This is a genomic window from Mycobacterium syngnathidarum, assembly GCF_001942625.1.
GTDB classification, from domain to species: domain Bacteria; phylum Actinomycetota; class Actinomycetes; order Mycobacteriales; family Mycobacteriaceae; genus Mycobacterium; species Mycobacterium syngnathidarum.
Window position 1 is genome coordinate 150,738 of record NZ_MLCL01000033.1, and the last position, 19,506, is coordinate 170,243.

20 protein-coding genes, 1 pseudogene and 1 riboswitch are annotated in these 19,506 nt (G+C 67.1%); of the genes and pseudogenes, 16 read left to right on the forward strand and 5 right to left on the reverse strand.

What is annotated here, in order from left to right; genetic code table 11:
* Positions 1–115: 115 nt before the first annotated feature.
* The 6 genes and pseudogenes from BKG60_RS11230 to BKG60_RS32440 all read left to right on the forward strand — a co-directional run.
* Positions 116–1,048 (forward strand): heme o synthase, encoded by a 933-nt coding sequence (locus BKG60_RS11230; RefSeq protein ID WP_070185980.1) that lies wholly within the window; start codon positions 116–118, stop codon positions 1,046–1,048.
* Between the two features lie 30 nt (positions 1,049–1,078).
* A riboswitch (cobalamin riboswitch) is annotated at positions 1,079–1,221 on the forward strand.
* Positions 1,222–1,249: 28 nt separating this feature from the next.
* Positions 1,250–2,365, forward strand: coding sequence for an ABC transporter substrate-binding protein (locus tag BKG60_RS11235; protein ID WP_083339177.1), 1,116 nt, complete (start codon positions 1,250–1,252; stop codon positions 2,363–2,365).
* Positions 2,346–3,392: a FecCD family ABC transporter permease gene (locus BKG60_RS11240; RefSeq protein WP_070185981.1), complete on the forward strand. Its 1,047-nt coding sequence runs from the start codon at positions 2,346–2,348 to the stop codon at positions 3,390–3,392. The genes BKG60_RS11235 and BKG60_RS11240 overlap by 20 nt, the downstream gene beginning before the upstream one ends.
* Positions 3,385–4,149, forward strand: coding sequence for an ABC transporter ATP-binding protein (locus BKG60_RS11245; RefSeq protein ID WP_070185982.1), 765 nt, complete (start codon positions 3,385–3,387; stop codon positions 4,147–4,149). Before BKG60_RS11240 ends, BKG60_RS11245 begins: the two co-directional genes overlap by 8 nt.
* Positions 4,146–5,951: a TIM barrel protein gene (locus tag BKG60_RS11250; protein WP_070185983.1), complete on the forward strand. Its 1,806-nt coding sequence runs from the start codon at positions 4,146–4,148 to the stop codon at positions 5,949–5,951. Before BKG60_RS11245 ends, BKG60_RS11250 begins: the two co-directional genes overlap by 4 nt.
* A gap of 42 nt (positions 5,952–5,993) precedes the next feature.
* Positions 5,994–6,104 (forward strand): annotated as a pseudogene (locus BKG60_RS32440) (carboxylesterase); the annotation flags it as partial.
* 18 nt (positions 6,105–6,122) lie between these two features.
* Here the strand turns inward: BKG60_RS32440 and BKG60_RS11260 are convergent.
* Positions 6,123–7,097, reverse strand: coding sequence for a quinone oxidoreductase family protein (locus BKG60_RS11260; protein WP_070186036.1), 975 nt, complete (start codon positions 7,095–7,097; stop codon positions 6,123–6,125).
* A gap of 32 nt (positions 7,098–7,129) precedes the next feature.
* Here BKG60_RS11260 and BKG60_RS11265 point away from each other — a divergent pair, with 32 nt between their 5' ends.
* Positions 7,130–8,068, forward strand: a complete 939-nt coding sequence (locus BKG60_RS11265) for an ATP-grasp domain-containing protein (RefSeq protein ID WP_070943670.1) — start codon at positions 7,130–7,132, stop codon at positions 8,066–8,068.
* A gap of 17 nt (positions 8,069–8,085) precedes the next feature.
* On the opposite strand, the gene BKG60_RS11270 is transcribed toward BKG60_RS11265, so the two are convergent.
* From BKG60_RS11270 to mptB, 4 genes are all read right to left on the reverse strand, one after another.
* Positions 8,086–8,991 carry a COX15/CtaA family protein gene (locus BKG60_RS11270; protein WP_165617735.1) on the reverse strand — a complete coding sequence of 302 codons (906 nt, stop codon included), beginning with the start codon at positions 8,989–8,991 and terminating at the stop codon, positions 8,086–8,088.
* Between the two features lie 97 nt (positions 8,992–9,088).
* Positions 9,089–9,871, reverse strand: a complete 783-nt coding sequence (locus BKG60_RS11275; protein ID WP_070185985.1) for an ABC transporter permease — start codon at positions 9,869–9,871, stop codon at positions 9,089–9,091.
* Positions 9,868–10,800 carry an ABC transporter ATP-binding protein gene (locus tag BKG60_RS11280; protein ID WP_070185986.1) on the reverse strand — a complete coding sequence of 311 codons (933 nt, stop codon included), beginning with the start codon at positions 10,798–10,800 and terminating at the stop codon, positions 9,868–9,870. Before BKG60_RS11280 ends, BKG60_RS11275 begins: the two co-directional genes overlap by 4 nt.
* Positions 10,797–12,500: a polyprenol phosphomannose-dependent alpha 1,6 mannosyltransferase MptB gene (gene mptB, locus BKG60_RS11285; RefSeq protein ID WP_070185987.1), complete on the reverse strand. Its 1,704-nt coding sequence runs from the start codon at positions 12,498–12,500 to the stop codon at positions 10,797–10,799. The genes BKG60_RS11280 and mptB overlap by 4 nt, the downstream gene beginning before the upstream one ends.
* 116 nt (positions 12,501–12,616) lie before the next feature.
* Here mptB and BKG60_RS11290 point away from each other — a divergent pair, with 116 nt between their 5' ends.
* Genes BKG60_RS11290 through BKG60_RS11325 form a run of 9 tightly spaced genes read left to right on the forward strand, consistent with a single transcriptional unit; the run spans position 12,617 to position 19,439 of the window.
* A complete protein-coding gene (locus tag BKG60_RS11290; protein ID WP_110764965.1) occupies positions 12,617–13,426 on the forward strand; it encodes a helix-turn-helix transcriptional regulator in 810 nt (269 codons plus the stop codon).
* Positions 13,423–14,853, forward strand: a complete 1,431-nt coding sequence (gene sufB, locus BKG60_RS11295; RefSeq protein WP_070185988.1) for a Fe-S cluster assembly protein SufB — start codon at positions 13,423–13,425, stop codon at positions 14,851–14,853. The genes BKG60_RS11290 and sufB overlap by 4 nt, the downstream gene beginning before the upstream one ends.
* Positions 14,854–14,910: 57 nt before the next feature.
* A complete protein-coding gene (gene sufD, locus BKG60_RS11300; RefSeq protein ID WP_165617736.1) occupies positions 14,911–16,074 on the forward strand; it encodes a Fe-S cluster assembly protein SufD in 1,164 nt (387 codons plus the stop codon).
* Positions 16,071–16,844 carry a Fe-S cluster assembly ATPase SufC gene (gene sufC, locus BKG60_RS11305; protein ID WP_070185990.1) on the forward strand — a complete coding sequence of 258 codons (774 nt, stop codon included), beginning with the start codon at positions 16,071–16,073 and terminating at the stop codon, positions 16,842–16,844. Before sufD ends, sufC begins: the two co-directional genes overlap by 4 nt.
* 27 nt (positions 16,845–16,871) lie before the next feature.
* Positions 16,872–18,125 (forward strand): cysteine desulfurase, encoded by a 1,254-nt coding sequence (locus BKG60_RS11310; protein ID WP_070185991.1) that lies wholly within the window; start codon positions 16,872–16,874, stop codon positions 18,123–18,125.
* Positions 18,126–18,127: 2 nt separating this feature from the next.
* The gene (gene sufU, locus BKG60_RS11315; RefSeq protein WP_165617737.1) at positions 18,128–18,580 is read left to right on the forward strand and encodes a Fe-S cluster assembly sulfur transfer protein SufU; all 453 of its coding nucleotides are present in this window, start codon (positions 18,128–18,130) and stop codon (positions 18,578–18,580) included.
* Entirely contained in the window at positions 18,577–18,957 is a 381-nt protein-coding gene (locus BKG60_RS11320; protein ID WP_070185993.1) for a metal-sulfur cluster assembly factor, read from the forward strand. Before sufU ends, BKG60_RS11320 begins: the two co-directional genes overlap by 4 nt.
* Before the next feature lie 28 nt (positions 18,958–18,985).
* Positions 18,986–19,156, forward strand: a complete 171-nt coding sequence (locus BKG60_RS31945; RefSeq protein WP_165617726.1) for a hypothetical protein — start codon at positions 18,986–18,988, stop codon at positions 19,154–19,156.
* 37 nt (positions 19,157–19,193) lie between these two features.
* Complete coding sequence (locus BKG60_RS11325) at positions 19,194–19,439, forward strand: hypothetical protein (protein WP_070943672.1); 246 nt, start codon at positions 19,194–19,196, stop codon at positions 19,437–19,439.
* Positions 19,440–19,506: the final 67 nt, after the last annotated feature.

The following is a 19,506-nucleotide window of genomic DNA, read 5'->3' on the forward strand; positions in this document are numbered from 1 at the left end:
CGGTCGTTTACCCGTAGTTGCCCCGGAACAGACCCTGCGGTGCCGAGGCATTCAGGCGGCGGTCTACCATCGTGTGTAGTAGAAGCCGCGTGACGCCACCCGAGGAGTTATTTGCGTGAGCATTCGCGAGCGCCGGCTCATCAATGGGGCGCCGAGCCGAATACGGACCACGTTCCTGTCGTATCTGGCATTGACCAAGCCGCGCGTGATCGAGTTGTTGCTGGTCACCACCATTCCAGCGATGCTGTTCGCGGACCGCGGCACGATTGACCCGCTGCTGATCCTCAACACCCTGATCGGCGGTGGGCTCGCGGCGGCCGGCGCCAACACGCTCAACTGCGTGGCTGACGCCGACATCGACAAGGTGATGAAGCGGACCGCGCGCCGCCCGCTGGCCAAGGCTTCGGTGCCTACCCGGCATGCCCTGATCTTCGGGCTGGTGCTCTCGGTCACGTCCTTCTGCTGGCTGTGGTGGACCTCGAATCTGCTGTCCGGGTTACTGGCCGTTGCCACGATCGCGTTCTACGTCTTCGTCTACACGTTGCTGCTCAAACGCCGCACCTCGCAGAACGTGGTGTGGGGCGGCGCGGCCGGTTGCATGCCGGTGATGATCGGCTGGTCCGCGGTGACCGGCACGATCCAGTGGCAAGCGTTGGTGATGTTCCTGATCATCTTCTTCTGGACACCGCCGCACACCTGGGCACTGGCCATGCGATACAAGGACGACTACAAGGCGGCCGGGGTGCCGATGTTGCCCGCGGTGGCCACCGAGCGCGAGGTTACCCGCCAGATCCTGATCTACACCTGGCTGACGGTGCTCACCACGCTGGTGCTGGCGCTGGCCACCGGATGGCTCTACGGCGCGGTGGCCCTGCTGGCGGGCGCGTGGTTCCTGGTGATGGCGCACCAGCTGTACTCCGGGGTCAAGCGCGGCGAGCCGGTGAAGCCGCTGCGGTTGTTCCTGCAGTCGAACAACTACCTGGCCGTGGTGTTCTGCGCGCTGGCCATCGACTCGGCGCTGGCGCTGCCCACGATCTTCGGTCACTGAGCCCGCACCGGACCGTGGGCTAGGGTATCCACGATCCATAACGCGATGGGACCCAGGAAACCGGTGTGAATCCGGTGCGGTCCCGCCACTGTGACCGGACCGCGAACCTCGATGCATCCAACGGGGTAGCTCAGTCCGGGAGCCACGACACTGACCCATCGCGGACAACATCCACGGAGCGCGGACTCCCGGGAGGTATTCGTGAGCGGTCAGTTCATCGCGCGCCGGAAAATGTTGGGCGGAATCCTGGCCACCGCCGCGGCATCGGTGGTGGGCGTCGGGTGCGGACGGGCCGAATCAGGCAGTGGGGTCGGGGCCGTCACGGTCACCGATCTCGCCGGTGCGACCGTGCAGTTGCCGCGGCCGGCCCGGCGGGTGGTGACCATCCCGAAGCCGGCCGCGTCGATGATGGTGGCCGTCAACGGCGGACCCGAGGTTCTGGTCGGCATGAACGCCGCCTCGCGTTCTGCGATCGAGGACAGTTTCATCGGCGCGGCGTATCCGGGGCTGCTGACGGTTCCCACCGACGTGGCAGGCGCCGAGTTCGCACCGAACGTGGAGAGCGTGCTGGCGCTGGACCCGGATGTGGTGATCCAGTGGGGCGACCGTGGCCCTGGCATCGTTGAACCATTGCAGAATGCCGGGTTGACCGTGGCGCAGCTGCGTTACGGAACCCAGCAGGATCTCGAGGACGCGGTTGCGCTCTACGGCGAACTGCTCGGCAAGCCGGAGCGGGCCGCGGCACTGATCGGTTGGATGCGCGATCGAATGCGGTTGTTGCGCAGTGAGATTCCGGTGCCCGATGCCAGCTCGACGCGGCCATCGGTGCTGTACCTGCGGGGCGCCGCCGACACGCTGGATGTGGGCGGCCGGGCGTCCTACAACCACTTCGTCACCGAACTCGTCGGTGCCCGCAATCCCGCTGTGGAGATCGACGCCGACGAGGCCCCCATCGACACCGAGCAGCTGCTGAGGTGGGATCCCGACATCGTCCTGCTGGGCAACTTCGGTCCGAAGCTGCCCGCAGATCTTTACCGTGACCCGGCGCTGGCGAGCCTGCGGGCCGTGGCGCAACGTCGGATCTACAAGGTGCCGTTGGGCGGATACCGGTGGGATCCCCCGAGCCAGGAATCACCTTTGATGTGGCAGTGGTTGGCCGGAGTGGTCCACGGGACCGGGGCACCCGGCCTGCGCGCCGAAGTGGCCAGGCAGTACGCGCTCTGGTACGGCACCGAACCCACCGATGCGCAAATCGGCGAGATCCTCTACTCCACAGCCAATTCCGACTCCAGTGACTATGTTGACTTCGGCCGCTGAGCGCTCGGCCGTATCCAGCGTCCGTACCGCGTATCTCGTCATTCCGGTGGGTGTCGTGCTGGTGGCCGTCATCGCGCTTGCCGTGGGCAGGTACTCGGTCGCGCCGGATCAGGTCGTGCGGATTCTGCTCGGTCGGCTGCTGCCGCTCGAGCAGACCTGGACTGCGGCCGAGGATGCTGTCGTGCTCAACGTCCGGCTGCCCCGCGTGTTGTTGGCCATTCTGGTCGGCGCGGGACTCGCCGGCTGCGGGGCCGCGCTACAAGCGGTGTTCGGCAATCCGCTGGTCAGCCCACAGATCCTCGGCGTCTCGTCCGGCGCATCATTCGGGGGTGCGCTCGCCATCGTCCTGAGCCTTGGCTCGGCTGCCCTGGTACTGGGTTCGTTCGGGTTCGGGATGGCCGCACTGGTGGCGGTCTTCGCCGTCAGTCGAACTCGAGGACCGACCCCACCGCTGGCGATCGTGTTGTCGGGCATTGTGGTCGGAGCGTTCTTCACGGCGTTGGTGTCGTTCATGACCTACCTCGCTGATCCGTACGGCGAACTGCAATCGCTGGTCTTCTGGTTGCTGGGCAGCCTGGCCACCGCCACTTACGCGAAGGTCGTCATCGCCGGGGTGCCGGTACTGCTCGGCGGCGCCGTCATCTACGCATTGCGCTGGCGGATCAACGTGCTTTCGCTGGGCGACGAGGACGCTGTGACACTGGGATTGCATCCCGGCCGGCTGCGCTGGCTGATTTTCACCGCTGTCGCGGCGATCGTTGCCGGGGCGGTGGCGGTCAGCGGCGTCATCGGTTGGGTGGGGTTGGTGGTACCGCACCTGGCCCGGCTGTGGGTCGGGGCGGACAACCGGGTGCTCATCCCGGTCAGCATCGGCCTCGGCGCCGCATATCTGACCGCGATCGACACCGTCACCCGCACACTGGGGGTCGCCGAGATCCCGCTGGGCGTACTTACCGCCATCGTCGGCGCACCGGTGTTTCTGATCCTGTTGCGTAGCCGCCGGCAACGGATGTGGTCGGATGCTTGAACTCGATGGACTCGGCTTCGCCTACGACCGTGAGCGATGGCTCTTCCGCGATGTCTGCTACCAACTCGCGCCGGGCGAGATTCTCTCGGTCCTGGGCCCCAACGGCCGCGGTAAGACCACCTTGTTGCGCTGCGTGGTCGGTCTGGCGGAGCCGTCAGAAGGCCGCGTCCGCGCCGACGGGGTGATCGGGTACGTCCCGCAGAGCCACCGCTCCACCTTCGCCTACACGGCGATGGACATGGTGCTGATGGGACGCGTTCGGCATCTGGGCCGGATGACCAGGCCGGGACGGCGGGATTATCGGTGCGCGCAGGCCGCCCTCGAACGGGTCGGTATCGCCCCGCTCGCCGACCGGGACTATCCCTCACTCAGCGGCGGCGAGCGTCAGCTGGTGCTGATCGCGCGGGCAATCGCCGCCGAGGGACAGGTATTGGTGCTCGATGAACCCGCCGCCGCACTGGATCTGCGTAATCAGGGCCGGGTGCTGCATCTGCTGCGCGGCCTGGCCGACGAGGGACACGGCATCGTGTTGACCACTCACCATCCCGACCACGCCCTCGAGATCGCAGACACCGCGTTGCTGTTGGGCGGTGGCGCCGATGTCCGGGTCGGCCCGGCCGACACGCTGCTGACCGACGTCGTTGTTTCCGAACTCTACGGTGTCCGTGCTCATTCCCTGACCCTGACGCCCACCAGCGCGACGGACTCGCCCCGACGCACCATCGTGGTCCGCTACGACCAGGAGTTGCACCCATGACTGTCCTTGCCTGCACCGTGCGACCGTGGGCCAAGCTTCCCTTCGAGCGGGCCCTGCGTGGCATTGTGACGGCGGGGTACGACGCGGTCGCACTGCCGGTACACGGTGTCACGGCATTGATCACCGCGGACACCACGGTTGCCCGCGCCAGGAAGGTCGCGGCGGTCATTGATGACCACGGGCTGGATCTCGTCATTCTCAGCCACGCGGCCGATCTGAGTCGTGACGACGCTGCAGCACTGTCCACCCTGCGCCGCCAGCTCGACCACTGTGCCCGCCTTGGGGTTTCGACCCTGGTCGACATGGGCTGCCCCGAGCTCACCGACGGCGACCGTTACCTGCGCCTGATGGCGGCGGCGGCCCCGTACGCGGCTGACCATGGGATCACCATTGCAGTCAAACCGCATGGGGGACTTACCCGTACGGCTGCTGACACCTTGACGGTGGTGGAACGCGTTGGGCACGAATCGTTTCGGGCGTGCTGGGATCCGGGCAATCTGGTGCACTACGGGGGCGAGCCGCCCGGGCGCGGGTTGGCCGACCTGGCACCCTATATCGCTGCCGTGGGGGCGCGGGACCACCCACCTCGCAGCGGGCACCGGGTGGTCGCCGGCGGTATGCCCCCGCCGATCACGCCCGGCGACGGCATCGTCGACTTTGTCGAGCTCTACCGCACACTGGGTGCGCACGGCTTCACCGGACCCAGCGCGGTCGAGTCCGTCACCAAGCTGGGTACCGGTGCCGAACTGGATTCCGAGGCGGCGCGGGCCCGGCAGAATCTGCAGGACGCGGTGGCCGGCCGAATCCCGCAGCGCTGCGCACCGGCCATCCCGACCCGGCAATCCTGCTCCCTGGTGGCCCGAGCCGCCGGCGAGGACCCGATCGGCACCGCCAGGAACTTCGACCGTTACCTGATGCTGGAACTGCCGCTGCCATGGCCGCCCGGCATGGGTACCCCGGTATGGGAGACCGCCCGGACACCCGCACCCTTGCGAGCCGCGTTGCGGGCGGCTACCCGGCGCACCGAGGAACGCGGACTGACCATGAAGACCTTCGCCGCGGCGCCAGACCCGCAGTACTCGGTGGCCGGCCTGATGCGCATCATCCTCTTCGACCGAACCGGCAGTGCCGCAGCTGAATTCGCGCGTCAGGAATACCATGTCCCGCTTTCCGGCGCGCCCCATTTGATCGACGCCCTGTTCCCGGAGGACGCTGCCGGGGAGATCTCCGCGCCGGCCGAATTCGAACCCCACCGCGTGCAGGACACCCACCGAGATCTGGTGGTCTGCACCCACGCCGCGGTCGACGCATGCTGCGGCACCTACGGCTACCCCCTCTACCGGCAACTGCGCGATGCACACGGCGGAACCGGAGTGGCCCGGGTCTGGCGCTGCAGCAGTTTCGGCGGGCATCGTTTCGCCCCCACCCTCATCGACTTTCCCGAGGGCAGGTGGTGGGGCAACCTCACCCCCGACCGATTGGCACAGCTGGTCGACCGCACCGGGCACCCCACCGATCTGATGGACCTGTATCGGGGCTGGAGTTACCTATCGCACCCCGTCGAGCAGGTCCTGGAGCGCGAACTGTTCCGGCACTACGGCTGGGGCTGGCGTCATCACCAGCTGGTGGTGACGCCGACCTCGGGGCAGTGTTACGACATCGCGGTGCACGATCCCCGGACCGGCACCACGCGCCATCACACCGCCGACGTACATGCGCTGACCCCGCGTGAGGTTCTGGTCGGTTGTGACCGCACCGTCGGCGAGGCGCCGGCTTACGCTGCCCGGCTCGTCTGTGGTTGATCAGAAGACCACCAGCGCCGTTGATGTGGCAGCGTCATACGCATGACCGCATTGGTCAGCCCCGACAATTTTGTGCGCGCTGAGTCCGATCGCTATTTCGCCGGCATCGTCGGCGACGGCGGCTTCGGGCGGTTTCCTCACCGACGTCGCATGGGGTCTGGCAGCACGTTTCTAGGGCACCAGCACGACCGAGCCGACGGTCTTGCGGCCCTGCAGGTCGGTGTGGGCTGAGGCGGCCTCGGCCAGCGGGTAGCGGCCGCCGACGGTGATGGTGATCGAACCGTCCGCGATCGCGTTGATCAATTCACCGGCACGCCAAGAGAATTCGTCAGATGTGCGGGTGTAGTGCGCGAGCGTCGGCCGGGTCAGGAAGACCGATCCGGCCGCATTCAGCCGCTGCGGATCCACCGGCGGCACCGGTCCGCTGGCCGCGCCGAACAAGGCCAGAGTGCCGCGCACCGCGAGGCTGGCCAGGCTGGCGTCGAACGTCGACGCGCCGACCCCGTCATACACGGCGGCCACGCCCTCCCCGCCGGTGAGATCGCGAATCGCGGTCGCGAACTCGTCCGGGTCCTCGGGATACTCGAGCACCTCGATCGCACCTGCCTGCCGGGACAGTTCGGCCTTCTCCGGCGTCGACGCGGTGGTGATCACCCGGGTGCCGATGCTGGTGGCCCACTGGGTCAGGATCAGGCCGACACCGCCTGCGCCGGCATGCACCAGGATGGTGTCGCTCGGTTGCACGGCGTAGGTCGACTTGATCAGGTAGTGCGCGGTCATGCCCTTCAACAGCGCGGACGCAATCGCGTCGGGCGCCACGCCGTCGGGCACGTAGGCGACGAAATCGGCTGGGGCGACACAGAAGTCCGCGTAGGCGCCGGTGGCATTGGCGGTCACCACGCGGTCTCCGACGGCCAGTGCGGCCACATCGTCCCCGACCGCGGCGACGGTGCCACAGACCTCGGAACCGACGATGAACGGCAGGTCCCGCGGATACAGCCCGGACCGGAAATAGGTGTCGATGAAGTTGACGCCGATGGCCTCGGCCTTGATCAGCACCTCGCCGGGGCCCGGAGCGGGCTCAGGCCGTTCGACGTAGCTCAGGACTTCGGGTCCGCCGGTCTCGGCAACTTCGATGGCATACACGCCATCCATCATCCACACCTATCATCGCGGGGGTGAAGCTCGCCCGTCCGGATGTGTTCCATCCCCGCATCGTGTTGGCCGGTTGCGCCGCATTGCCCGAAGGCGACGGCGACGACGCCGGCCTGCTCATCGCACTGCGCAACCGCGGTCTGCACGCCAGCTGGCTGCCCTGGGACGACCCGGCGACGCGCGATGCCGACCTGGTGCTCCTGCGGGCCACCTGGGACTACACCGAGCGTCTCGACGAGTTCCTGGCGTGGACGCGGTCGGTGTCCCATCTGATCAACCCCGCACCGGTCGTCGAGTGGAACGTCGACAAGCACTACCTCGACGATCTGCACCGCTCGGGTGTGCCGGTGGTGCCGACCGGATACTTCGCGGTCGGTGAGCAGGTCAGCGTGCCCGACGGCGAAGTGGTGGTGAAGCCCGCGGTGGCGGCCGGTTCGACGGGAGCGCAACGTTTCGTCGACGCCTCGGCGGCTCTGGCTCACGCGGCGGTGCTGCACGCCACGGGCCGCGCGGTGTTGGTGCAGCCCTATGACCCGCGCATCGCCGACGGGGAGACCGCGCTGGTTTTCCTGGGCGGCAAGGAGTCCCACGCGTTCACCAAGGGGCCGATCCTGCCTCCGGCCGGAGAATCACCCGAGTTCGAGGAGACCGGCACCTACGCGCGGGAGTCGTTGTCACCGGCTGATCCCGACGACGAGGTCTGGGAGGTGGGGCGCGCGGCAGTCGACGCGGTCATCCGGTTGTTCGACCTCGCGCCCGAGGATCTGGTGTATGCCCGGGTCGACGTGATCGGCGGTCCGGAGGATCCCCGCCTGCTGGAGCTCGAGCTGATCGAGCCGGGACTGGGATTCCGGCAGCTCGGCTCGGCCGCCCGGGGGACTGCCGAGCGGCGGTTCGCCGTCGCTGTGGAAGACGCGCTGCAGCGGCTGGGGTTGGGCCCGCTGTCGCACAAAGGGCTCTAGCTGCCGCCGTAACGTGGCTACCGGGCGCTGGGTTCGACGCGCTCACGCATCGAGGCCCACAGCGCCGCGGTGGCCGCGGTGCATGCCGCCGCACCCGCGACGTGCACGGCGACCAGGGCGGCGGGCACGCCGGTGTAGAACTGCACGATGCCGACGAGTCCCTGCGCGCACACCAGCACCGCGAGAACAACGAGCCGGACCATGACCGGGCGTGGGGCGCGCACCGCGACGAGTGCGAATCCCAGCGCGACGATCAGGGACAGATAGGCGACCAGCAGCGAGGAATGCATGTGCACCAGCGTGGTGATCTCGACCTGCAGACGCGGCACCACGCGATCGAGGCTCTTGTCCCCGGCGTGCGGTCCGGCGCCGGTCACCAGGGTGCCCGTCACGAGGACTGCGGCCAGGAGGACAGCGCTCAGCACGGTCAACTGTCGCAACGGTTTCGGCACCGTTTCCGTCGGTGCGCCGTTGTCGGACTGGCCGATCTTGACGAACAGCAGAACCGCGAGCCACACCATTGCCATGGACGCCAGCAGGTGGACGGCCACGGTCCACCACAGCAGGCCGGTCCGCACCGTGATGCCGCCGATGATGGCCTGGACCACGGTGGACGCCGGCATCAGCCAGGCATAGACCAGCACTTCACGCCGGCGGCGGGCCCGCGTGACGGCGAGGACGGCGGCGATGGCGGTCAGCACCACCAGGAAGGTGATCATCCGGTTGCCGAACTCCACCACCTGGTGCACGACAGCGACTTCGGCGTGCGGGACGGGCGTGAAGCTGCCCGGGAAGCACTGGGGCCAGGTGGGGCAGCCCAGCCCGGAGGCGGTGACTCGGACGATCGCGCCGGTGACGGAGATGCCGCCCTGGGTGAGGATCACGAGGAACGCGATCAGGCGCTGGACCCGCAGGCTCGGCATGGGCAGCAGATCGACCAGTCGCTGGAAAGCTGTTCCGACGGGCACGGCCTGATCGTAGTTGATCAATAACTACAGCCCGTAGTAGGGCCGTTGCGGGTCAGGTGAACCGGAACCAGCGCAGCGCGCAGATCGCCGCGACGACACCCCACACCAGCAGCACGGCCACGCCGAACCAGTCCATGGATACCGTCATCGCCTGGGTCAGGGCTTCGGTGAGCGCACCGGATGGCGTCAGCCGGGCGGCCCAGCGCAGGGCAGAGGGCACCGGGCCGCCCTCCAGGGTCAGCGCGCCGAGGCCGGCGAACACGAACCACAGCAGGTTCGCCAACGCCAGCACGATCTCGGCCTTGAGCGTGCCGCCGAGCAGCAGCCCCAACGCGGCGAATGTGGCGGTACCCAATGCGATGATGACCGCGCCCAGTGCCAGCCCGGCCGGCGACGGACGCCAACCCAACGCAAAACCTATGGCGCCCAACAGGATCGCCTGCAAAAACACGACGGTGACGACGGCCAGGGACTTGCCCGCGATGATTCCCCACACCGGAAGCGCGGTGGCGCCAAGGCGTTTCAGTGCGCCATAGCGGCGGTCGAAGGCCACCGCGATGGCCTGTCCGGTGAATGCGGTGGAGATCAGCGCCAGGGCCATGATGGCCGGGGTGAACGTTGCGGCCCGGTTGTCGCCGAACGAGCCCAGCGGCAGCAGCGTCATCCCGATCAGCAGCGTGATCGGGATGAACATCGTCAGCAGGAGCTGTTCGCCGTTGCGCAGCAGCAGCTTGAGCTCCAGCCCGAATTGGGCGGCCAGCATGGCCGGCACCTTGGCCGGGCGGGGGTCCGGCGAGAACGTGCCCGGGGCGAATCGATTCGGGGTGCTCGTCATGACCGCAGCTCCCGTCCTGTCAGGTCGAGGAATACGTCTTCGAGACTGCGCTGTTCCACCCGCATGCCGGTGGCCAGCACGTTGAGCCGCGCGCACCAGGCCGTCACGGTGGCCAGCACCTGTGGATCGATGTGTCCCTCCACCAGGTACTCGCCGGGGGCCGTCTCGCTGGCCTTGTAATCCTCGGGCAGCGCCGCGGTCAGCAGGGTCAGATCCAGTTTGCGCGGGGCGCTGAATCGCAATTGATTCTCGGCGCCGCTGTGGGTCAGCTCCGCCGGTGTGCCGGTGGCAACGGCAATCCCGTGGTCGATGATGACGATCCGGTCGGCGAGTTCTTCGGCCTCGGCGAGGTGATGGGTGGTCAGCACCACCGTCACACCGTCTCGGCGCAGCGCATCGATCAACTCCCACACCACAATTCGGGCGTGCGCGTCCATCCCTGCGGTGGGCTCGTCGAGGAATACCAGTTCGGGGCGCCCGACCACGGCGCAGGCCAGGGCCAGGCGTTGTTGCTGGCCGCCCGAGAGCCGCCGGTAGGTGGTGCGGGCGGATTCGGTCAGGCCGAGGGTGTCCATCAGCCAGCCCGGATCCAGGGGATCGGCGGCGTAGGAAGCGACGAGATTCAGCATCTCGCCGGCCTTGGCGGCGGGGTACCCGCCGCCACCCTGCAGCATCACGCCGATCCGCTCGCGCAGCTGGGCATTGTCCGCAATGGGGTCCAGGCCCAGGATCTCGACCTGCCCGTCGTCCGGGCGGATGAATCCCTCGCACATCTCGACCGTGGTGGTCTTGCCCGCGCCGTTGGGGCCGAGCAGGGCCAGCACCTCGGCGCGCTGCACCTCGAGATCGAGGTTGTCGACCGCTTTGGTCGACCCGTAGCGCTTGCTGACGCCGCGGAGCAGCACAGGATGGTCAGAACGCGAGGTCACGGGGATTCAGCGTAGGCGCCGGGGGACTGCGTAGGTGCCGGCGGTCGGGTTATGTCGGGTTGAGGTGATGCGCGCCACGGCAGCCGGCGCCACGTCAACCCGATCAAGATCAGCACGATCACCGTGCTGGCCAAGGTTGCCATCACGATCTGGAACAACGTGAACCGGTCGCCGTTGGCGGTCGGGCCGAAGATCCCGACCACCAGGGTGATGGCGATCGTGGACCCGCGGAATCCGGGTCGGGTTGCCCACGCTGCCAACGGGATCACCGCCCACAGCAGGTACCACGGCTGCACCACCGGGAACAGCAGGATCGTGCCGCCGAGCGCGACACCCAGACCGCCGACGGGGTGCAGGCGGCCCCGCATCACGGCCAGCAGCAGCCAGCTGACCAGGATTGCGATCAGGAAGACGCCGATGGCGCGGGTCAGTGCGAGCACCGCGGTGGTGTGGTCACCGAGACCCAGCAGGATGCCGACCTGACCGGTACCCAATGCCAGCAGTGTCGGCGGAGACATCCAGCTACGGACCACGTTCGCGGTGCCGAGGGTGCCCAGCCAACCGAAGCCGAGGCCGCTGGCCCAGCCGATGAGGGCCATCACGGCCAGCGATACCGCACCGAGCGGGACGCTCGCCACGAAGAACGCCTTGATCGTCCCGCCCAGGCGCCAGGCCAGGGCCATCGCCACGAATCCCAACGCCAGCAGGGACGGAAGCTTGACCTGGGAGGACAGCGTTATGAGCACGGTCCCGAACAGCAGCATCCCCGCGGGGTACCAGTGCTGCCAGTCTTCGCGTGAATGCGGCCAGGTCAGCGGCCGGGGGATGATCGGCGCGACGACCGATCCCGATGTCGCCGACCGGGCGGCTCCGATGCCGCGCAGCGCGAATTCCGTGCCGGCCAGCATCAGGCCCAGCATCAGTGCTTCGTTGTGGATCCCGGCCACCAGGTGCATGAACAGCAGCGGATTGCAGGCGCCCAGCCACAGTGCGCTGACCTCGGCGACCCCGCAGCGCCGGGCCAGTCGCGGGGTGGCCCACACGATGAGACCGACACCGAGAAGCACCACGATGCGGTGGCAGAGCACGGCCGCGACGATGTTCTCGCCGGTCAGCGCGGAAATACTCTCGCCGATCCACAGGAACAGTGGCCCGTACGGCGCCGGGGTCTCGCGCCAGAGGCTGGGCACCGACAACGTGAACACGTGATCGAGCCCGAGTCCGGTCGCCGGACCGACCTGGTACGGATTGAGCCCGATGTAGCCGATCTCGCTCTGCGCCAGATACGAGTAGACGTCCTTGCTGTACATCGGTGGCGCGATCAGCAGGGGCAGGGCCCACAGCAGCAGGGTGCGGTCGAGCTGGCTGCGCGACATCCGCCGGGGGCCGAGGGCGAACCGCCCGAGCATGAGCCAGGCCAGCGCCATCATCACGGCGCCGGTCGTGGTCATCGTCAGTGAAACGGTCTGGATGCGGGAGGGCAGGTTGAGCAGCCGAACACCGAACGTAGGGTCCTGCACCACGGGACGGGCGCCGGCGCCGAGAGCGCCGATGGCCATCAGTACGGTTCCGGTCGCTCCGAACAGCCGGGTCCGGCGCTGCGCGACGACCTCGGCGGGGTTGAGTGGGGATCCGACGGTTCGTTCGTCGCCGTGCCACCGGGCGATCGATGAGCTGAAGGTCGACAGGCGGCTTGCCATCAGGGCAGCCTAACCGTCGGCAGAGGCGCGCTACGCCACGCAACGGTGGCCCAGGTCACGTAAGGGTGCCCTTGCTAGAACCCTGCGGGGAATTCCGTCACAATGGTGTTGTGAAAATGCGTCGGACGGCTGAGGGCTCTGCGTCGAGTCCAGCTTCGGTGGGAACACCGAAGCCGGTCACCGATGTCGTGCCGGTCTCCGACGGGCACACTCGGCGCGCGATCATCCATCTGCTGCTCGAGGGGCCCATCACGGCCGGGCAGATCGGTGAGCGGCTCGGCATCTCGGCTGCCGGCGTGCGTCGTCACCTCGATGCCCTGATCGAAGCCGGTGATGCCCAGGCCAGTGCCGCGGCCGCGTGGCAGCACAACGGCCGGGGTCGCCCGGCCAAACGCTATCGGCTCACGGCAGCGGGACGTGCCAAGCTCGGGCATACCTACGACGACCTCGCGGTTGCCGCGATTCGGCAACTGCGCGAGATCGGCGGCAAGGATGCCGTGCGGACTTTCGCGCGGCGGCGCATGGACACCATCCTGGCCGGGGTCACCGAGGGATCCGGCAGCGTCGCCGACACTGCCGAGCGCGTCGCAGACGCGCTGACCCGGGCCGGATACGCCACCACCACGACACCGGTGGACGGTCCGATTCACGGGGTACAGATCTGCCAGCACCACTGTCCGGTGTCGCACGTCGCCGAGGAATTCCCGGAGTTGTGCGAGACGGAGAGTGAGGCGTTCGCCGAGATTCTGGGCACCCACGTGCAACGCCTGGCCACCATCGTCAACGGTGACTGTGCCTGCACCACCCATGTCCCACTCGACGTGGACGGCGTCGGGGTAGAGACAACCACAGACAGTGCAACGGAAGTTCGGGGCACAGCCCGCGCCCGGACGACCGCAACGATAAAACAAGGAGCGGCGAAATGACCATCACGCCCGAAACGCCATTGACCCAGGAAGAGACCATCGCGTCGCTGGGTAACTACGGCTACGGCTGGTCGGACTCCGATGTCGCCGGCGCGAGTGCGCAGCGGGGTCTTTCCGAAGCCGTCGTGCGTGACATCTCGGCCAAGAAGAACGAGCCGGAATGGATGCTGGAGACCCGGCTGCGGGCGCTGCGCACCTTCGACAAGAAGCCGATGCCGCATTGGGGTTCCAACCTCGAGGGCATCGACTTCGACAACATCAAGTACTTCGTGCGCTCCACCGAGAAGCAGGCGGCTTCCTGGGAGGAGCTGCCCGAGGACATTCGCAATACCTATGACCGCCTTGGCATTCCGGAAGCCGAGAAGCAGCGCCTGGTGGCCGGTGTCGCGGCCCAGTACGAATCCGAGGTGGTGTACCACCAGATCCGCGAGGACCTTGAGGCCCAGGGGGTCATCTTCCTGGACACGGACTCGGGCCTGCGTGAGTACCCGGAGATCTTCAAGGAGCACTTCGGCACCGTGATCCCCGCGGGGGACAACAAGTTCTCGGCGCTGAACACCGCGGTGTGGTCGGGCGGATCGTTCATCTATGTGCCGCCGGGCGTGCACGTCGACATCCCGCTGCAGGCCTACTTCCGGATCAACACCGAGAACATGGGCCAGTTCGAGCGGACCCTGATCATCGCCGACGAAGGTTCCTACGTGCACTACGTCGAGGGGTGTACCGCACCGATCTACAAGTCGGATTCGCTGCACTCCGCGGTTGTCGAGATCGTGGTCAAGCCCGGTGCCCGGGTGCGCTACACCACGATCCAGAACTGGTCCAACAACGTCTACAACCTGGTCACCAAGCGGGCCCGGGCCGAGGCCGGCGCCACCATGGAGTGGATCGACGGCAACATCGGTTCCAAGGTCACCATGAAGTACCCCGCGGTCTGGATGACCGGTGAGCACGCCAAGGGCGAGGTGCTCTCGGTGGCGTTCGCCGGTGAGGGGCAGCATCAGGACACCGGCGCCAAGATGCTGCACCTGGCACCGCACACGTCGAGCAACATCGTGTCCAAGTCGGTGGCGCGGGCCGGCGGACGGGCTTCCTACCGCGGCCTCGTTCAGGTGAACAAGGGTGCTCACGGCAGCCGTTCGAGTGTGAAATGCGATGCGCTGCTGGTCGACACGATCAGCCGCTCGGACACCTACCCGTATGTGGACATCCGTGAGGACGACGTCACGATGGGTCACGAGGCCACGGTGTCCAAGGTCAGCGAAGATCAGCTCTTCTACCTGATGAGCCGTGGCCTGACCGAGGACGAGGCGATGGCGATGGTGGTGCGTGGCTTCGTCGAACCCATCGCCAAGGAACTGCCCATGGAATACGCGCTCGAGCTCAACCGGCTGATCGAGCTGCAGATGGAAGGCGCGGTCGGTTAAGTGGGTTCAAATCTGACTGAAGCGGCCGAAAGCGCGGCCGCCAACTCCGGTTCGACATTGGCCGGGGCCAACAAGGGCGAGCTGTTCGCATCGTTCGACGTCAATGCGTTCGAAGTGCCCGGCGGTCGCGACGAGCTGTGGCGGTTCACCCCGCTCAAGCGGCTGCGTGGCCTGCATGACGGCTCCGCCGTCGCGAACGGCAGTGCCGGCATCACCGTGACCGAGCGACCCGGCGTGAGCGTGGAGACTGTCGGCCGCGACGACAAGCGGCTCGGCGAGGGTGGTGTGCCCACCGATCGTGTTGCGGCCCAGGCCTATTCGTCGTTCGAAACGGCGACCGTGGTGACGGTCAAGCGCGACACCGAGGTAGCCGAGCCGATCGAGATCGTGGTCGACGGACCCGGCGAGCGCGTAGTGGGCTACGGGCACCTGCAGATTCGCGTCGAGGAGCTGTCTCGCGCGATCGTGGTCGTCGACCTGCGCGGCAGCGGAACCTACGCCGACAACGTCGAGATCATCGTCGGTGATTCGGCCGGCCTCGGATTGATCTGGATCGCGGACTGGGCCGACGACATGGTGCATGTCAGCGCCCACCACGCCAAGCTCGGCAAGGATGCGGTGCTCGGACACGTCAACGTCACCCTCGGTGGCGATGTCGTGCGCACTTCGGCCACCGTGCGCTTCACCGGGCCCGGCGGCGACGCGAAGATGCTCGGCACCTATTTCGCCGACGACGGGCAGTTCTTCGAGTCGCGGTTGCTCGTCGACCACGCCCAGCCGCACTGTAAGTCCGACGTGCTCTACAAGGGTGCGCTGCAAGGCGATCCGGATTCGAAGAAGCCCGACGCGCACACCGTGTGGATCGGCGACGTGCTGATCCGCGCCGAAGCCACCGGCACCGACACCTTCGAGGTGAACCGCAACCTGGTGCTCACCGACGGTGCCCGCGCCGATTCGGTGCCCAACCTCGAAATCGAGACCGGCGAGATCGTCGGAGCCGGGCACGCCAGTGCCACCGGGCGTTTCGACGACGAGCAGTTGTTCTATCTGCGCGCCCGAGGCATTCCCGAGGATCAGGCCCGGCGCCTGGTCGTGCGCGGTTTCTTCAACGAGATCATCGCCAAGATCGCCGTGCCCGAGGTGCGTGAGCGTCTGACCGCCGCCATAGAGCAAGAACTGCAAAAGAACGAACTTAACGAATCGGAAGCATCGCACTCATGACCACTCTGGAAATCAAGGACCTGCACGTCTCGGTCAATGCCGCCGAAGGCGCCGAGAACACCGAAATCCCTATCTTGAAGGGCGTCGACCTCACCGTGAAGTCGGGGGAGACCCACGCCGTGATGGGTCCCAACGGCTCGGGCAAGTCGACGTTGTCCTACGCGATCGCCGGACATCCCAAGTACACCGTCACCTCCGGGTCGATCACCCTCGACGGGCAGGACGTCCTGGAGATGAGCATCGACGAGCGGGCGCGGGCGGGCCTTTTCCTGGCCATGCAGTACCCGGTCGAGGTGCCCGGGGTGTCGATGTCGAACTTCTTGCGTACGGCGGCCACGGCGGTTCGCGGCGAGGCCCCGAAGCTGCGGCACTGGGTCAAGGAAGTCAAGGCCGCGATGGACGATCTGGACATCGATCAGGCGTTCGGTGAGCGCAGTGTCAACGAGGGCTTCTCCGGCGGTGAGAAGAAGCGCCACGAGATCCTGCAGCTGGGTCTGCTCAAGCCGAAGATCGCGATCCTCGACGAGACCGACTCGGGCCTGGACGTCGATGCGCTGCGCATCGTGAGCGAGGGCGTCAACCGCTATGCCGAAGCCGAGCACGGCGGCATCCTGCTGATCACCCACTACACCCGCATCCTGCGCTACATCCGTCCACAGTTCGTGCACGTGTTCGTGGGCGGGCGCATCGTGGAATCGGGCGGGCCGGAACTCGCCGACGAGCTCGAAGAGAACGGATACGTGCGCTTCACGCAGGCGGTCGGAGCCTGATATAGCGCGGACGGGAGGAGCGAAATTGTGACTGTTGCACAAACTTTCGACCCCACCGTGCTGGCTGAGGTCAGGGCGGATTTCCCGATTCTGAGCCGGGTCATGCGCAGCGGAAAGCAGCTGGCCTACCTGGATTCCGGGGCTACGTCGCAGAAGCCGCTGCAGGTGCTCGATGCGGAACGGGAGTTCCTGACCACCTCCAACGGGGCCGTGCACCGTGGTGCGCACCAACTGATGGAAGAGGCCACCGACGCCTACGAGCAGGGCCGTGCTGACATCGCGGCGTTCGTGGGTGCCGAGCCGGACGAGTTGGTGTTCACAAAGAACGCCACCGAGGCGATCAACCTCGTCGCATATGTGCTCGGGGACAAGCGGTTCGAGCATGCCGTCGGGCCCGGCGACGTGATCGTCACAACCGAGTTGGAGCACCACGCGAATCTGATTCCGTGGCAGGAACTCGCCCAGCGCACCGGTGCGACCCTGCGTTGGTACGGGGTGAGCGAAGACGGGCGCATCGACCTGGATTCGTTGGAGCTCGACGAGCGCGTGAAGGTGGTGGCGTTCAGCCATCATTCGAACGTCACCGGCGCCATCGCGCCGGTGGCCGAGCTGGTTTCGCGGGCGAAGGCGGTCGGTGCGCTGACCGTGCTCGACGCCTGCCAGTCGGTGCCGCACCAGCCGGTCGACTTCCATGCCCTCGACGTCGATTTCGCGGCGTTCTCGGGTCACAAGATGCTCGGGCCCACCGGCATCGGTGTGCTCTACGGACGGTTGGCGCTGCTGAACGCGATGCCTCCGTTCATCACCGGTGGCTCGATGATCGAGACCGTCACGATGGAACAGACCACCTACGCACCGGCCCCGCAGCGCTTCGAGGCGGGCACCCCGATGACCTCGCAGGTGGTCGGGCTAGCCGCTGCGGCACGGTATTTGACCAACATCGGGATCGACGTGGTCGAGGCCCACGAAGCCGAGCTCGTCGCCGCCGCCCTGGAAGGCTTGGCCGGTATCCCGCAGGTCCGGGTCGTCGGTCCGCAGTCGATGGAGCACCGTGGCTCGCCGGTCAGTTTCGTGGTGGACGGGATCCACGCCCACGATGTCGGGCAGGTGCTCGATGACGAGGGCGTCGCGGTACGCGTCGGGCACCATTGCGCCTGGCCACTGCACCGCCGTTTCGGTATCGCCGCCACGGCCCGCGCGTCGTTTGCGGTCTACAACACGCTCGACGAGGTGGACCGCCTGGTGGCCGGCGTCAAACGTGCTGTGGAGTTCTTCTCGTGAAAATGGAACAGATGTACCAGGAAGTGATCCTGGACCACTACAAGCACCCGCATCATCGGGGCCTGCGTGAGCCGTTCGCCGCCGAGGTGCATCACGTCAACCCGACGTGCGGGGACGAGGTGACGCTGCGGGTTGCACTGTCCGAGGACGCCGAGACGGTGGCCGACATCTCCTATGACGGCCAGGGTTGTTCGATCAGTCAGGCCGCCACCTCGGTGTTGACCGATCAGGTCATCGGCCAGAGCGTCGGCGACGCCCTCAAGACGGTCGAGGCCTTTACCGAGATGATTTCCTCACGCGGCAACGTGGAGGGGGACGAAGATGTACTCGGTGACGGCATCGCATTTGCCGGTGTCGCCAAGTATCCGGCGCGGGTCAAGTGTGCGCTGCTGGGTTGGATGGCTTTTAAAGACGCGTTGGCACAGGCCAGCGACGACGTGGAGGACAAGCGATGAGTGACGTACCGGCGGACACGAGCGCAGCGAGCGGGGAAGTCTCCGGGGCCTCAGAGGAACTGCTGGCCGACGTAGAGGAAGCCATGCGCGACGTGGTGGATCCCGAGTTGGGCATCAACGTCGTCGACCTCGGTCTGGTTTACGGCCTCGACGTCGAACAGGGCGATGAAGGCGCCGTCGCGCTGATCGACATGACGCTCACCTCGGCGGCCTGCCCGCTGACCGACGTGATCGAGGACCAGTCGCGTACCGCATTGGTGGGCGCGGGCCTGGTCAACGAGATCAAGATCAACTGGGTCTGGAACCCGCCGTGGGGCCCGGACAAGATCACCGACGACGGCCGTGAGCAATTGCGCGCCCTCGGTTTCACCGTCTGAGCCGCGCTGGGCGCCGCACAATAACCGTGTGATCACGGTTCCGGCATTCGTCTGGCGGAGCGACTCCGCGGGCCGGGCACTGATCATCGGCGCCGCCGTGGGCGCGGTGCTGGGCGTGCTGGGCTGGCTGGATTCCGGTTTCTGGTTCACGGGCGTGATCGTCCTGGTCATCGTGGGCACGTTCTACGGAAGAGGATGAATCGCGGTGCGAAGCGGCCAAGGCGGCGTGGTGCGCCGTGCCGGGCCAGCGGTCCGGAATCACTTGGGAATACGCGCAGACCCTGGCGAAGATTCCCGGGGTGAAAGCCGACCGAATGGTCCTCGGCTATGTCTGCCGTGAAGTCGGACGGGTCGACGCTGCCCGCGCCGCTGAACTGGTCCGGGCGACGGCCGAGAGCGGCGGGTGGGATGCCATCGCCCTCGACCATGCCATCTGGCGATTCGAGTCCAAGCGCCCATATCAACGGGATGTGCCGGCCTGACGGTGGTTGAGCGGCAGGCTTTCGGCGGCGTACACCCCGCCGAAAGCCTGCTGCCGGCTTCTACAGG